Source organism: Pseudomonas sp. 31-12 (genome assembly GCF_003151075.1).
Taxonomy (GTDB): Bacteria; Pseudomonadota; Gammaproteobacteria; order Pseudomonadales; family Pseudomonadaceae; genus Aquipseudomonas.
This window is the reverse complement of the sequence record NZ_CP029482.1, coordinates 3,213,897-3,228,940: the sequence shown is the minus strand read 5'-3', so window position 1 is coordinate 3,228,940 and position 15,044 is coordinate 3,213,897. Positions and strand designations below refer to the sequence as shown.

11 protein-coding genes and 2 pseudogenes are annotated in these 15,044 nt (G+C 59.5%); 11 read left to right on the top strand and 2 right to left on the bottom strand.

What is annotated here, in order from left to right; all coding sequences use genetic code 11:
* The first annotated feature begins 1 nt into the window (after window position 1).
* Genes DJ564_RS15200 through DJ564_RS15190 form a run of 3 tightly spaced genes read left to right on the top strand, consistent with a single transcriptional unit; the run spans window position 2 to window position 4,680 of the window.
* Entirely contained in the window at window positions 2–2,404 is a 2,403-nt protein-coding gene (locus tag DJ564_RS15200; protein ID WP_109630807.1) for an aldehyde dehydrogenase family protein, read from the top strand.
* Between the two features lie 51 nt (window positions 2,405–2,455).
* Window positions 2,456–3,745 (top strand): AMP-binding protein, encoded by a 1,290-nt coding sequence (locus DJ564_RS15195; protein ID WP_109630804.1) that lies wholly within the window; start codon window positions 2,456–2,458, stop codon window positions 3,743–3,745.
* Window positions 3,745–4,680: a GNAT family N-acetyltransferase gene (locus DJ564_RS15190; RefSeq protein ID WP_109630801.1), complete on the top strand. Its 936-nt coding sequence runs from the start codon at window positions 3,745–3,747 to the stop codon at window positions 4,678–4,680. Before DJ564_RS15195 ends, DJ564_RS15190 begins: the two co-directional genes overlap by 1 nt.
* On the opposite strand, the gene DJ564_RS15185 is transcribed toward DJ564_RS15190, so the two are convergent.
* Window positions 4,669–5,595, bottom strand: a complete 927-nt coding sequence (locus tag DJ564_RS15185; RefSeq protein ID WP_109630799.1) for a LysR family transcriptional regulator — start codon at window positions 5,593–5,595, stop codon at window positions 4,669–4,671. The genes DJ564_RS15190 and DJ564_RS15185 overlap by 12 nt on opposite strands.
* A gap of 119 nt (window positions 5,596–5,714) precedes the next feature.
* Between DJ564_RS15185 and DJ564_RS15180 the strand changes: the two genes are divergently transcribed.
* Entirely contained in the window at window positions 5,715–6,710 is a 996-nt protein-coding gene (locus DJ564_RS15180) for an aldo/keto reductase (protein ID WP_109630796.1), read from the top strand.
* A gap of 44 nt (window positions 6,711–6,754) precedes the next feature.
* Here DJ564_RS15180 and DJ564_RS15175 read toward each other — a convergent pair whose 3' ends face one another.
* Window positions 6,755–7,288 carry a hypothetical protein gene (locus DJ564_RS15175; RefSeq protein ID WP_109630794.1) on the bottom strand — a complete coding sequence of 178 codons (534 nt, stop codon included), beginning with the start codon at window positions 7,286–7,288 and terminating at the stop codon, window positions 6,755–6,757.
* 365 nt (window positions 7,289–7,653) lie between these two features.
* On the opposite strand from DJ564_RS15175, the pseudogene DJ564_RS32805 reads away from it, so the two are divergent.
* The 7 genes and pseudogenes from DJ564_RS32805 to glgA form a co-directional block, all read left to right on the top strand.
* Window positions 7,654–8,781, top strand: a pseudogene (locus DJ564_RS32805) (cache domain-containing protein); the annotation flags it as partial.
* 339 nt (window positions 8,782–9,120) lie between these two features.
* Window positions 9,121–9,645: pseudogene (locus tag DJ564_RS32800) on the top strand (methyl-accepting chemotaxis protein); the annotation flags it as partial.
* Window positions 9,646–9,937: 292 nt separating this feature from the next.
* A complete protein-coding gene (locus DJ564_RS15165) occupies window positions 9,938–10,384 on the top strand; it encodes a DUF411 domain-containing protein (protein WP_109630789.1) in 447 nt (148 codons plus the stop codon).
* Entirely contained in the window at window positions 10,384–10,818 is a 435-nt protein-coding gene (locus DJ564_RS15160; RefSeq protein WP_109636035.1) for a YqaA family protein, read from the top strand. The genes DJ564_RS15165 and DJ564_RS15160 overlap by 1 nt, the downstream gene beginning before the upstream one ends.
* An 84-nt stretch (window positions 10,819–10,902) precedes the next feature.
* A complete protein-coding gene (locus tag DJ564_RS15155; RefSeq protein WP_109630786.1) occupies window positions 10,903–11,928 on the top strand; it encodes an alpha/beta fold hydrolase in 1,026 nt (341 codons plus the stop codon).
* Window positions 11,929–11,941: 13 nt separating this feature from the next.
* On the top strand, window positions 11,942–12,895 hold the full coding sequence (locus DJ564_RS15150; protein WP_109630783.1) for a D-2-hydroxyacid dehydrogenase family protein: 954 nt from the start codon (window positions 11,942–11,944) through the stop codon (window positions 12,893–12,895).
* Between the two features lie 560 nt (window positions 12,896–13,455).
* Window positions 13,456–15,042 carry a glycogen synthase GlgA gene (gene glgA, locus DJ564_RS15145; protein ID WP_109630780.1) on the top strand — a complete coding sequence of 529 codons (1,587 nt, stop codon included), beginning with the start codon at window positions 13,456–13,458 and terminating at the stop codon, window positions 15,040–15,042.
* The last annotated feature ends 2 nt before the right edge of the window (window positions 15,043–15,044 follow it).

Genomic DNA, 15,044 nt, shown 5'->3' with positions numbered 1-15,044 from the left:
TATGTACCTGATCCATGGCGAACTGCGTGACGACGTCAGCCTCGAAACCGCCCTCGGTGAACTGCACCCACAACTGCCACGGCTGCTGAACGCGCCGATTGACAGCGCCACCGTGATCGACGCAGCGGCCCGTTTTATCCTGCAATTGCAGGCTGGCAGGCTGGACGTGCCCCTCGACGACGGTCAACGACTGGGGCTTGTCGACTTCTGCCAACGCAGCAACCTCGTCACCAAGCTTGAGCGAGAGTTGGGTGTGCAACCGCGCTCCCTGCGGCGTATCGATTACCGCCAAGCGTGCTTTGAGAGCTGGCACCCGCTGGGTCTGGTGGTTCACATCACGCCGGGCAATGCGCCGATGCTGGCGTTCTGCGCGGTCGTCGAAAGCCTGTTGGCCGGTAACATCAACTGGCTGCGCCCCAGCTCCAGCGATGATGGATTGACCGCCCGGTTACTCGCGGCGCTGGTGCACTGCGATACCCGCGGCAAGCTGGCTGATTTCATTGCGGTGTTGCCGGTCAGCACTACTCAGATAACGCGACTCTGCACCCACGCTGATGGTGTCGCCGCCTGGGGCGGTGAACAAGCACTCAAGGCGATTCGTCAGCAGATCCCGGCCGGGTGTCGCTTCATCGATTGGGGCCACAGGATCAGTTTCGCTTACCTGTCGCCCGACGCGGCTAGCCCTTCGACGCTGGACGCGTTGGTGGATGAAGTGTGCAGCCTCGATCAACAAGCGTGTTCCAGCCCGCAATGGCTACTGGTGGACAGCAACGATCCGGCGGTTTTGCGGGACCTGGGTGAACGTCTGGCCGAAGCGTTCACACGTCGTGCCTCACACTGGCCGGCGCTGATTCCGACAGACCAGGAGGCTTCGGAGATCACCACCCGCACCGCCATGGCGCGCCTGGAACATTGCTTTGCAAACCGGACTGCTCAGGTCTGGGCCGGCCCCGGATGGAGAGTCATCTGGGATCACAACCAGACGCTCGCGCCCTCGCCGTTGTTTCGCACGTTGCTACTCAAACCGGTGCCGCAACACTTGATCGCCGAGACGCTGTTGCCTTGGCGCACGGTCCTGCAAAGCTGCGCGTTGATTTGCTCACCTGCACAGACGCCCGGGCTGATACGCACGCTGGTCAATGCCGGCGTCACGCGTATCGCCCCGTGCGGTTCGATTCATGACGGTTACCCCGGGGAGCCCCATGACGGCGTCTACGCGCTGTCACGCTTCAGTCGTCGCCTCTCAGTGAGTCTGCCGCCGGAAGCAGTGCCTGGTCGGGCAACGCTCGATGCGCCACCTCCCGCTCCCGATACACGTCACGAACCGATCATGGACAAAACCGCGTTCATGACCCAACCGATCAACGCCTCTGCACAGCTGTATTTCCGTTCCGGCGGTAGCAGCGGCACGCCGGCCCTGGCCGGGTTCAGCTATCACGACTTTCAACGGCAGATGCGCGCCGCGGCTGACGGCATGTTTGCCGCCGGTCTCGACCCATCAACAGACCGGGCGATGAACCTGTTTTACGGCGGCAGCCTGTATGGAGGTTTCTCCAGTTTCACCAAGGTTCTGGAGCAGATGGGCGTTACGCATTTCCCCATGGGCGCGCCGCACAATGATGATTTCAGTGAAATTGCCCAGCTGATTGTGGACCACCGAATTACCGTGTTGATCGGCATGCCAAGTACGTTGCACCGCCTGTTTTTCAACGAACAAAGCCGACTTCGCGCGTACGCCGGCATCAGCAAAGTGTTCCTCGGTGGTGAGCACCCCGGCGAGGCCAGCCTGCGCCTGATGGAAAGCTGCGGGGTTTTGACGATTCGCTCGGCGATCTATGGCTCGGTCGACGCCGGCCCGCTGGGGCATGCCTGCACGGCGACCGAGGACGGCGTCTTTCATTTGATGTGCGACACACAGCATCTGGAAATCGTGCATCTCGAACACGATGTGCCGGTGCAGGCCGATGAGGTCGGCCGGTTGCTATTCACCTCCCGCGCCCGGCAAGGCCAAAGCGTGCGCCGGTACGACGTTGGCGACACCGGGCGCTGGATACCCGGAGCCTGTCCGTGCGGGCTCGACTCTCCGCGATTCGAATTGCTGCAGCGTCACGGCAAGCTGATTCGCATGGGCACGGAATTCATTTCTCCGTTGGCACTACAGGAGAGTGTCGGCTTGCCTGTTCAACTGGTCCTGGACCATGCCCTCGATGGCCGGGAGCGACTGACGGTTCTAGCGAACCTGAATGCCGACAAGGTTTATGCAAACTTGTTGAACCATGAAGCATTGGCCAATGCCGTGAACGCTGCACTGTTAACGGTGGAAGTTCACCAGTGCGCTGAATCCGGGTTCACCAGAAACAAACACAGCGGGAAAACACCGTTAGTTATCGATAACAGGAAATAAACCTGTTGCCAGTTTTTCAACCGTAGAAACGCCTGATAATAAGAGAACCCGGTGAACACACCTTATTCGCTTGAACAACTCGTGAATTACATAAGGCAACACTCAAACTTCTATCGCAAACACCTGCAACACTTGCCATTGGAAGGAAACACTTTAAAAGACCTTCCATTAACCAATGTTGCCGACTATTGGGCAGACAGTAACGATCTAACTGAATGGCCCGTACTGACCGGACAGATCAGTAACGGGCTGGTGTTCAAAACGGGGGGTTCAACCAGCCACGGCAAACTATCGGTGTATTCCAAGGATGAATGGCAAACGTTGGTCAGCACGTTCGGCGACAGTATTTCCTGCCAACTGAAAAACGGCGACCGCGTCGCCAATCTGTTCTTCAGCGGCGATCTCTACGCCAGCTTTCTGTTCATCCACGACTCGCTGACGCACGTCAAACGGTCTATCTGTGAGTTTCCGTTCACTGGCGAAGTCAGCATGGATGTCCTGGCGGATGCGCTGGATCAGCACCGGATCAACGTGCTGGTCGGCGTGCCGGCGCAGTTATTGCGCTTTGCGGCCTACCTGAACCAGCATCAGCGGGTTCTGTGTGGGGTTGAAACGTTGCTGTACGGCGGCGAAAGCCTGTTCGGCCCGCAAATGGCAATATTCACCCAGGTGTTTCCCAACGTGCGCATCGCCTCAATCGGCTATGCCAGCGTCGATGCGGGTCTGATCGGGGCGACGAGCCGAGACTGCGCCCTGGGCGAGCATAGGGTGTTTGAACCGCAGACTTTGCTGGAAATCGTCGATGAACTCACCGGCGAAGTCATCGAAGAATGCGACCGTACTGGAGTGTTGGTGGTGACCAACCTGACACGCCGACTGATGCCACTGCTGCGTTATCCGGTGGGCGACCGCGCCTGCTGGCGTGAGCCAGGCACAACCCCGATGCGCAAATTCGCCCTCAAGGGACGTAGCGCCCATAGTCAGCGGGTTCGGGTGGGGTCTATGTCGTTGTTGATCGACGAAATTCTGCAGATCGTCCAGCGCGTTGCCGATACCGATCAGTGGCAATTGCGCATCGAACATGACGGCTACAAGGACATCGTCAGTGTGAAATGGGTGCCCGGCGCTCAAGCACTGACCACCGCTGCGATGTGCCAGGCGCTGTATGCAGCGCTTGTGACCCACTATCCCGCGCTCGAGCAACTGAATCGCGAAGGGTTGCTGGAGCTGCGGGTGCTGTCCTGCCCTGCCACCGAACTGAAGCTTCACCCTCGCTCGGGAAAACAGATGCGGGTCTTGGATTTGCGCACCTATGACGCGCCATCACTGGAGACTGCGTGATGTCTCACCTGATTTTTCGACGCTTTCGCCCTTCCGACGCCCGCGCCGTGAGCGAGCTGTTTCGTGAGGTCTATGGCGATCATTACGTTCAACCGGATGTTTACCTGCCGAACATGATCAGCCAGCACATTGCCGACGGCCGCTGGAAATCGATGCTGGCGGTGGACGACGTAAGGGTTCTCGGGCATGCCGCGTTGTGCCAGGAAGTGTTCCCGCAAACTGCGGAACTGGCGCTCAGCGTGGTGCATCCCGCCGCGCAGGGGCAAAGTATCGCGACCCGCCTGGGCCGGGAGTTACTGTTGCAGGCCGGACCACTGGGCTTCAAGAGTGTCGTGATCAAACAAGTGACCCACCACCCGTACACTCAACGCATGGCTGCAAACATCGGCTTCCACAGCACAGGCGTGCTTCCCGACTACGTCCCTTCGCCCTTCGGCGAGCCGCACCCGGAAACCATTGTGATGGGTTGCTACGTGGTTGAAGGCCACGCGCGCCCGCTCCCTGACATTCCCTGGCCTGAGCGCTATCGAGGGTTTATGCAGCACCTGTGTTCGCTGTTCGGGACTCATCCGCAAATACCAGCACCACCTTCGATGCCCTTGCAGATCAAGCAACATCATCACCGCTTCGACATGGTCGTTCAGCGCTTGAGCAAACGCCTGCTCGACCAGATCCGGCAATTGCCCGGTCACTGGATGATCTCGACCCGGGTTGCGTTATCACGGCACTTCACCGAAGACCTGCGCAGTTTGACGCTGCTGGGTTTCACCTTCACCGGGTTGATGCCCGCACCCGGCAATCATGGATGGTTCGCCCTGTTTCATAGAGGAGCGCAGCCTCGATCCCTCAACCTGCATTGCCCCTACATGCAACAGCTGCACGACGACTTGCAGCGCAATACCGAAACACTGGCCAGCGCTCGCTCAGCTGCTTGAGTCTTTTCTGTGAAAGTCATTGCCCGGCTGCGCGCAAAGCTCCACCAGCCAGTCGACAAACACCCTTACCCGCCGGGACAACTGGCGGTGTGGGGGATAGAGGGCCGTCAATGGCATTCCGGGGGGCGGCGTCGATTTCATGATTTCGCACAAACGCCCTTCCTTCAATTGACGGGCAACGTGGTAGTACGGCGTCTGCACCAGCCCGTAGCCTGCCTCGCAGGCCGCAATGTAACCATCAGCACTGTTGACCGAGACATGCTTGGGCAGATCTACCTGGCGGATTTGATCGTTGATCATGAAGTCCAGGCCGAAGCGTTTTCCGGTTGCACTGGAGAAGTACTCCACCATCCGATGGCCCTCGAGGTCCGCCAGGGTTTGGGGGGCGCCGTAATGCGCCACATAATCGGGGCTGGCGCAGGTCACCTGATCGAGCATGACCAGCGGCCGCGCCACCAGTGAGTCATCCAGCGCCGAACCGCCGCGCAGCACACAATCGACGCCTTCACGAATCAGGTCGACAGGTCGGTCATTCAAGCCGATGTCCAGTTCGATCAAGGGATAGCGACGGGTGAAGTGCGGCAATGCGGGAATCACGATCAAACGCCCGATCCCGGACGGCATGTCCACTCGCAGCAGGCCTTTGGGGTTCTGGCGAGCGGCGGAGAACACTGCTTCGGTTTCCTCCAGATCAGCCAGCAATCGCACGCATCTCGGGTAGTAGGCCGCACCGTCGAGGGTCAGGCTGATTTGCCGCGTGGTCCGTTGCAACAGTTGCACACCAAGATGCGCTTCAAGCTGCTTGATCAGGATGGTCACCGAAGCGCGGGGCAACTGCAGGCTGTCTGCCGCTTTGGCAAAGCCGCCCAACTCGACGATTCGGGTGAACACGCGCATGGCGTTAAAGCGGTCCATTGGTCAGAGCGCTCCAAGTGATTGTTTAGAATTTGCAAACAGTGATAGCAGTTTTAGCCGGTTTATCTTGTTTCTGTCGAGGTCAACACTAGGGGCTTACACCACAGGGAGTTGATTTCATGCAAACACGTCAATTGGGCAAAAATGGCCCGCAGGTTTCTGCCATCGGTCTGGGCTGCATGGGCATGACCGATTTCTATACCACCGGTGTCGACACCCGCGAAGCCACCGCCACCCTGCACCGGGCGCTGGAACTGGGAATCAATTTGCTCGACACCGCTGACATGTACGGCCCGCACACCAACGAAGAACTGATCGGCAAGGCCATTGTCGGCAAGCGCGCGCAGGTGTTCCTGGCCAGCAAGTTCGGCATCGTCCGCGATCCGTCCAATCCCGGTGCCCGGGCCGTCAACGGTCGCCCGGACTACATTCGCGACTCTATCGACGGCACGCTTAAACGCCTGGGCGTTGAAACCCTGGATTTGTATTACCAGCACCGCATCGATCCGCAGGTGGCCATCGAGGAAACGGTCGGCGCCATGGCCGAGTTGGTCAAAGCCGGCAAGGTGCGTTATCTGGGCTTGAGTGAAGCGTCAGCCGACACGCTGGAGCGCGCACACAAGGTTCATCCCATCAGCGCCCTGCAAAGTGAATATTCGCTGTGGAGCCGCGATCAGGAAGAAAATGGTTGCCTGGCAGCATGTCAGCGCCTGGGCGTTGCCTTCGTCCCTTACAGTCCATTGGGTCGAGGTTTTCTGACGGGCGCACTGAAAAGCGCGGATGACTTCGCCGCCGACGATTACCGTCGCTTCAGCCCGCGCTTTCAAGGGGATAATTTTGCGAAGAACCTGTTGCTGGTGCAGCAAGTGCAGGCCCTGGCCGCCGACAAAGGGGTGACGGCGGGCCAACTGGCGTTGGCCTGGGTGCTGGCGCAAGGTGATTATCTGATCCCGATTCCGGGGACCAAACAGCGTAGATACCTTGAAGAGAATGTTGCTGCACTGGAGGTAAAACTCAGCCGTGACGAGTTGCACGCGCTGGAGGCGATCTTCCCGGCCAATGCCACCGCTGGCTTGCGCTATCCAGAGGAAGTCATGAAGTTGCTTGAGCGGTAGCCAGGCCTGGCCCACTCAGCCTGAGTGGGCCAGCACACCTAGCGTCAGGCCTTGGAGCTGACGCCACCATCGGTAGGAGGCACCGTCGTGCCATTGCCCTTGCCGTAAGTCTGCAAGTTCTGCAGTACGTAGATTGCGGTCTTGAACTCCGGGATCAGGCCAGCGGAATACTTGTCGCCCTTGATGCTGTTGCTCTGGATGGTGTCCAGTTGCGTGGCGAAATACTCCAGCGCATTGAATTTTGCATCCGGGTCTTTCTGCACGCCGAACCGGTCAAACTTGTCGCCGGCATTCATCAACGTCATCCACGTGATGTCGGAAATCAGTCCCTTGCCTCTCAAAAAGGAACTGAGATTGCCCAGTTGTTTGGCGGAGACATTTTCCGGATCGAAACCTTTTACGTTTCGATGGATTTTCATTGCATCCATTTTCGCCGTGCTCAGCGCGTTTGGATTGCTCCCCACCAGTGACAGCATTTGCTTGATCCGGGCGCTTTGCTTGATAGGCTTGCCGCCGCCCGTATCCTGAACCAATAAACCTGCCTTGGATGTCCAAGCCCCGGCGTAGCCGATAGTCATGATTGCACTCCCGACGGCGTGACCATAAAAACTCCTTGTTAACCCCGATTTAGAGCGGCCAAGTATCAGCGTGGCAACTTGCCATACCAACAAGTATTTGCGGTTTTTACAATTTTCGTACATTCACGATACAAAGCACCAAGTGCCTTGATTCATTGGTCTATACCAACTCGCCGTCATTGGACTGGCAACTGATCAGCCTCGTTTGTATCCACATCGACACCTTCATGACCCGACCGTCCGTCACCCCGCCCGCATCTTGTACGTTCGTACCTAAAGCTCGTCTTTCGCAGGCCGATAGCCCTTCGAAGCGCCGATCTTTTGATCGAAAACCACAATAAAAACGCTGCACAAGGACCGGTCCCATGCCCGCATTCCGCACCATCCAGGCTCGCTACACGCTGTTTCTGGTCCTGTTCATCCTGCTGTTGTTTGTCCTGACAGTGGTCGGCATCAGCCAGTTGGTCGCGCCTAAACTTCGTCACACCGAAGAACAGGTCGCCCTCAACCGCATCGCCGAAGTGGCCGAGCAAATCCAGGGCGAACTGAACAAGGTTCAAGCGCAACAACGCAGCATCACCCAGACCATTGCGTTGCTCGACAGCGCCGCCATCGACACCGTCCTGCCGGGACTGGTCGATCAGTACGGCGAGTTGAAAGTGTTCGGTGGCGGGATCTGGCCGTTGCCCGGCCAGCGTGAGGCCGGACGCAACAAGTTCAGCACCTTCTGGCACCGCGACGCCTCGGGCAAGCTGGCGGTCAATACCTTCTGGAACAGCGACGCGGCCCCCAACTATTACGACCAGACCTGGTACAAGGGCGGCATGCAAACCCCGCGAGGCCAATGCGCCTGGGCCGCGGCCTACAAAGATGACGCCAGCGCCGAGCCACGCACCAACTGCGCCATGGCCATTCAGAAAAATGGTGCGGCGTATGGCGTCTCGACCATCGACGTGACCCTGGGCTTTTTCAATGACCTGATCGCGCGCAAGGAAAAAGACCTCGGCGCGCAAATGCTGATCGTCGAGGCCGACGGCAAGATCATCAGCAACAGCTCGCGGATCAATGGGCCGATTGTGCTGAAGAACATCAGTGAACTGGCCGGCAACTCGCCATTCGCCAGTCAAGTGAAGGCCGGCCTGCAAAACCGTGATCAGTCGCAGCGTGTCGAGTTCGACAACAACGGCGAAGCCAACACCTTCTTCATGCGCCCGATCGAAGGCACGCCGTGGTTCCTCGCCACCGCCCTGCCGACCAAGCTGATCACCGCCCAGCGTGACGACGTGCTCAGCACCTTGAGCCTGCTGCAAATTCCGATGGTGATCCTGCTGGTGTTGCTGCAGATCTACGCGATTCGCCAACTGATCCAGCGCATGAAAATCCTCAAGGCCAACATCGACGCCCTGTCCGCTGGCGATGCCGATTTGACCAAGCGCATCACCATCCGCGCCGAAGACGAACTGGGCGCCATCGGGCACTCGGTCAACGCGTTCATCATTTATCTGCAGAACATGATCGGCGAAGTCACCCAGGCCACCGGCGCCATGGCGTCCAGCCTCGACAACCTGCAACGCACCTCGGCCCACACCAGCCAGATTCTGGTGCGACACGCGTCTGAAACCGATCAGACGGTGACGGCGATTACCGAGATGAGTTCGACGGCTGAAAGCGTCGCGCAGAATGCGGCCGAAACCGCGGCCTTCACCCAGCGCGCCAATGAAAACGCCGACCGTTCGCGGGTCGTGGTCGGAGAAGCGTCCAGCAGCGTGATCGCGTTGATCGACGAGGTGGCGAGCGCTACTCATAAAGTCGAAAGCATGCAAGAGGATGCGCAGCGCATCACCGAGATTCTCGGGGTGATTGGCGCGATTGCCGGGCAAACCAACTTGCTGGCGCTCAACGCCGCCATCGAAGCAGCCCGGGCCGGTGAGCAAGGTCGCGGTTTCGCGGTGGTCGCCGATGAAGTCCGCGCCCTCGCCGCTCGCACCCAGGCCAGCACCTCGCAAATCAATGAAATGCTCAAGCGCCTGACCCAAGGCGTGAGTTCGTCGGTGAGCGCCATGGAAAACACCCAGGCCAGCTGCCAGTCCGCCGCCGATGCCACGGCGCGGGTCAACACGGGGCTGGATGAAATGGCCGGCTCGGTCAGCCACATCAACAGCCTGAGCACGCAGATCGCCACCGCTGCCGAGCAGCAAAGCGCGGTAACCGAAGAGATCAACCGCAGCATGGTGCAAATCCGCCACATGGTGGATGAGCTGGTGAAAAGCGGCCAGGCCAGTGAGCTCAACACCCAGCAACTGCTGCAAGCCAACGCGCGCGTCAGCTCGATCATGGGGCGATTCAAGGTGCGTTGACTGCTGCCCGATGACACAAGCTCCCTGTGGCCAGGGAGCTGGTGTAGTAAAAGGTTGTGGTGGTACGGAGCTTTTGTGGCGAGGGGATTTATCCCCGTTCGGCTGCGCAGCAGTCGTAGATTTTTTGGGGCCGCTTCGCTGCCCATCGGGGATAACTCCCCTCACCACAACAGCCCCCTTCAACACAATGGCTCAGCGTTTGCTGTATTACTTCGAAACAACCTCGTATCTCTTCGCCGCGAAAAATGGTCAAAATGCATCTTTTTGGCCGCCACCCCGAGACGAAATCCCCATGCGAACCCACCTGCGTCTGGTCGCCCTGAGCGCCCTTTTCATCTCCTCCCTGGCCCAGGCCGCCGACCTGGTCCCGATCGAAGTCCACCGTGACGCCAACTGCGGCTGCTGCAAAAAATGGATCAGCCACCTGGAAGCCAATGGCTTCAAGGTTGAAGACCACGTCGAATCCAACATGAGCGAATTCAAGCAACAGCACGGCGTGCCTCCACGCCTGGCGTCGTGCCACACCGGCCTGATCAACGGCAAATTCGTTGAAGGTCATGTGCCGGCGGATCAAGTCCTGGCCTTGAGCAAACGCGATGACCTGCTGGGTGTTGCGGCACCGGGCATGCCCATGGGCTCGCCGGGCATGGAAATGGACGGCATGAGCGATGCCTACCAAGTGATCGGCCTGAAAAAGGACGGCACTGATGTGGTGGTGGCGGACTACCCGGCCCATTGATCGGCGGCGCCTACATCGGGCTGTTTTTTGCGGCATTCGGTGCCGCGACCTTGCTGCCTTTGCAATCCGAAGCGCTGCTCGTGGGCCTGTTGCTCAGCGAGCAGTACTGGCTGTGGTCGCTGCTGGCCGTCGCGACGCTGGGTAATGTCCTCGGCTCCGTGGTCAATTGGTGGCTCGGCTGTCGCCTCGAACGGTTTCGCGACCGACGCTGGTTTCCGGTCAGCCCGCGCCATCTGGAACAGGCCCGAAAACACTATCAACGCTATGGTCACTGGTCATTGCTGCTGAGCTGGGTGCCTATCATCGGTGACCCGCTGACGCTGGTGGCCGGCGTCATGCGCGAGCCGCTGGGTCGGTTCCTGCTGATCGTGACCCTCGCCAAAGGTGCTCGTTACGGGGTGCTGGCCCTGGCCACGCTGGGCTGGATCGGTTGAACGATCAGCGGTGGCAATTGCCTGTGTTTAATGTCGCCCTAATCATGCCGATCCAGCATCGGCCGTTTCCTACGGAGTCCACCCATGTCCCTTGCTCTTTCGCGCTGGTTGCCCGGCCTGTTCCTGACGGCTGCACTGCCTGTTCTGGCCCACGCTGAAGGCCCGGAATACGGACCGGAACTGCAAGGATTCGAGTACCCCTACACGGTCAAGCATTTCGCGTTCGAATCCCAGGGCAAATCCCTGCAGATGGGTTACATGGACGTCGCCGCCCACGGCAAGGCCAACGGGCGCAGCGTGGTGTTGATGCACGGTAAAAACTTCTGCGGCGCCACCTGGGACAGTTCGATCAAAGCCCTGAGCGAAGCCGGTTACCGGGTTATTGCGCCGGACCAGATCGGTTTCTGCACCTCCAGCAAACCGGACAACTATCAATACACATTCCAGCAACTGGCGACCAATACCCAGCAACTGCTCAAAGCCCTGGGCATCCAGAAGGCCAGCGTGCTTGGGCATTCCACCGGCGGCATGCTCGCCACGCGGTATGCGCTGCAATACCCCGATCAAGTCGAGCAACTGGCGCTGGTCAATCCCATTGGCCTGGAAGACTGGAAAGCCCTCGGCGTGCCGTATCGCACCGTCGATCAATGGTACGAGCGCGAACTCAAGCTGAGCGCCGACGGCATCCGCACTTACGAACGCAACACCTATTACGGCGGCCGCTGGAAGCCTGAATTCGATCGCTGGGTCGACATGCTGGCAGGCTTGAACAAAGGCCCGGGGCACACGCAAGTGGCGTGGAACTCGGCGTTGATCTACGACATGATCTTCACCCAGCCGGTGTATTACGAGTTCAAGAACCTGAAGATGCCGACGCTGTTGCTGATCGGCACGTCCGACACCACGGCCATCGGCAGTGACATTGCCTCCCCGGAGGTCAAGGCGAAGCTCGGTCATTACGACGTGCTCGGCAAGCAAGTGGCGAAACTGATTCCCCAGTCCACCCTGGTTGAATTCCCCGGCATGGGCCACGCGCCGCAAATGGAAGAACCGGCGAAATTCCACCAGGCATTGCTCGACTGGCTGAACAAAACCAATCCCGTGCGTTAATGAGGTAAGGCTGATGGCTGTGCAGATTGCGGTGATCGATGATTGGCAGGACGTGGCCCGTGATGTGGTCGACTGGTCGGTGCTGGAGAGCCTCGGCGAGGTGAGTTTTATCCACGACTACCCTGCCGATAACGCAACACTGGCTGAGCGTCTGGGCAAGTTCGAGGTGATCTGTGTGATGCGCGAACGCACCCGGTTCGATGAAGAGCTGCTGCGTCAGTTACCAAAACTCAAACTGCTGGTCACCGGCGGCATGCGCAATGCCGCGCTGGACCTCAAGGCCGCCGCAGCACTGGGCATCCAGGTCAGTGGCACCGACAGCTACAAACACGCCGCTCCGGAACTGACCTGGGCGCTGATCATGGCCGCAACCCGCAACCTCGTGGTCGAAGCCAATGCCCTGCGCGCCGGGAAATGGCAGCAAGGCCTGGGCGGCGATTTGCACGGCAAGACGCTGGCGATCCTCGGCCTTGGCAGCATTGGCAAACGTGTCGCGCAGTTCGGTCAGGTGTTCGGGATGCGGGTGATCGCGTGGAGCGAAAACCTCACGGCCGAACGCGCCACCGAAGCGGGCGTGACCTATGTCAGCAAGCAAGAGCTGTTCGAACAGGCTGACGTGCTGTCGGTTCACTTGGTGCTCAGCGACCGCAGCCGGGGACTGGTCGACGCCCAGGCGCTGGCCTGGATGAAACCTTCGGCGCTGCTGGTCAACACCGCCCGCGGCCCGATTGTCGATGAGACGGCGCTGATCAAGGCGTTGCAGAAGAATCGGCTGGCGGGGGCTGCGCTGGATGTGTTCGACGTGGAGCCTTTGCCGGTGAACCATCCGTTCAGAACGCTGGACAATGTGTTGGCGACGCCGCATGTCGGGTATGTCAGCCAGCAGAACTACCATCAGTTCTTTTCACAGATGATCGAGGATATTCAGGCGTGGTCGGCGGGCGAGCCGATTCGTTTGCTCAGCTGAAACCGAGTTATCGTTCATCGCGGGCAAGCCCGCTCCCACAGGATTTACGCAATCCCTGTAGGAGTGAGCCTGCTCGCGATGGGGCCCTCAGCCCCCACACACCTCGCACCGCAATGGTGCATTTGGCTCCAAACCACGCCCATTTCCCTGACTGGCCAGTCCCGTTTTGACCCACTCTGAAAAATAAACCTGCCCTTCGTCGGTGCGTTTCCCCCTACAGGCGCTGTGCCTTTACCCTCTTTCCACCGATTGTCGAACAATTTCGCCACTTGACCTGCCCCGCTCTAGGATCTGGCCTAGACTCATTTTCGCGAGGTAAAACCGGTCAGTCATCTGGCGGTAAGAAACTCGAAACTTTTGGTCCTGACCGGGGGTCAGGTTAAAGGTAGGGCCTTAGCGACTGGTGCATTCCTTGCAAAGGCCCCTCCACCCTTTCTGCATTAGCGCATGGGGCAGCATTGCTCACCGATGCGAAGCGCATTTGCGCCCGGCCACAGGATTTGGCCACGAACACCGTTTGTGCCGGACCTGGAATTAGATCAACAACACGGGAGATTCATATGATTAGTGCGGCTTTAGATATTCAGGGAGAGCGTGCTCATCAGCAGGTCGGCGAATCGAGCGCCGTGAATGCTCCGAGCGCCCAATCGATCAGCGTACCGGGCACCAAGACGCTGACACCGGCTGCCAGTCAGAACCCGAATAGAAAGAAGGTGTTGTTCGTCACCTCCGAAATTGCCGATCTGGTCAAGACCGGCGGTTTGGGTGACGTGTCCGCAGCCCTGCCCCGAGCGATGGCGCTGCTGCACGATGTGCGGGTGCTGATCCCCGGTTACCCGCAAGTGCTGAACAGCGAAAACCCGATTCACATCATCGGTGAACTCGGTGGGCATGCCGCACTGCCGCCCTGCAAGATCGGACGCATGGACATGCCGGACGGTCTGGTCATTTACGTGTTGATCTGCCCCGAGCTCTACGAGCGCGAAGGTTCGCCTTACGGCGCCAACAACGGCCGCGACTGGCCGGACAACCACATTCGTTTCGCCCGCCTGGGCCTTGCCGCCGCCGATATTGCCGCCAATCTTGCACAAATCCACTGGTGCCCGGATCTGGTGCATGCCCATGACTGGCCGGCCGGCCTGGCGCCTGCCTACATGCACTGGCGTGGACAGCGCACCCCGACGCTGTTCACCATTCACAACCTGGCCTATCAAGGTGTCACCAGCCTGGGTTCGTGCCCGGAACTCGGCATTCCCAACCATGCCTTACAACAGGAAGGCATGGAGTTCTACGGCAAGATGTCGTTCCTCAAGGCTGGCATGGCCTATTCGAGCCACATCACCACCGTCAGCGCCACCTACGCCCAGGAAATCACCACGCCGGCCTTCGGCTGCGGTCTCGACGGCTTTCTCGCCGCCAAGACCCAGCAAGGTCTGCTCAGCGGTATTCCCAACGGTATTGATGAAAGCTGGGACGCCGCCACCGATCCGCATTTGTTCTGCCCGTTCAGCATCGGCGACTGGGATGGCAAAGCGGTCAACGCCGCCCATGTCCGTGAGCTGTTCGGCCTGGAAGACTCCGAAGGCCCGCTGTTTGCGGTGGTCTCACGCCTGGTCTATCAAAAAGGCCTGGACCTGACCGAAGCGGTCTCCGAATACATCGTCGAAAACGGTGGCCAGATCGCAATCATCGGTCGAGGCGAGCCGGAAGAAGAACAAGCCATGCGTGAACTGGCCCTGCGCTTCCCCGGGCAAATCGGCGTGCGCATTGGCTTCAATGAAACCGACGCCCGTCGCATGTTCGCCGGCAGTGATTTCCTGCTGATGCCGTCGCGTTACGAGCCTTGCGGCCTGAGCCAGATGTATGCCCAGCGCTTCGGTTCGCTGCCGGTGGCGCGCAACACCGGCGGCTTGGCCGACACCATTGAAAACGGCGTGACCGGTTTCCTGTTCGACGAATCCACCGTCGAGAGCTACCAGGAAGCCCTGAGCCGCGCGTTCAAGGTGTTTGCCTTCCCCGGCCTGCTCAACGCCATGCGGTGCCGCGCCATGGCCGCACCTTTCAACTGGTGCAAGGCGGTAGAACCCTACGCCGAACTCTACGAACAACTTGTCGCCAAAGCCCTGGGTAAATCGGGCAGGCAGTAAAA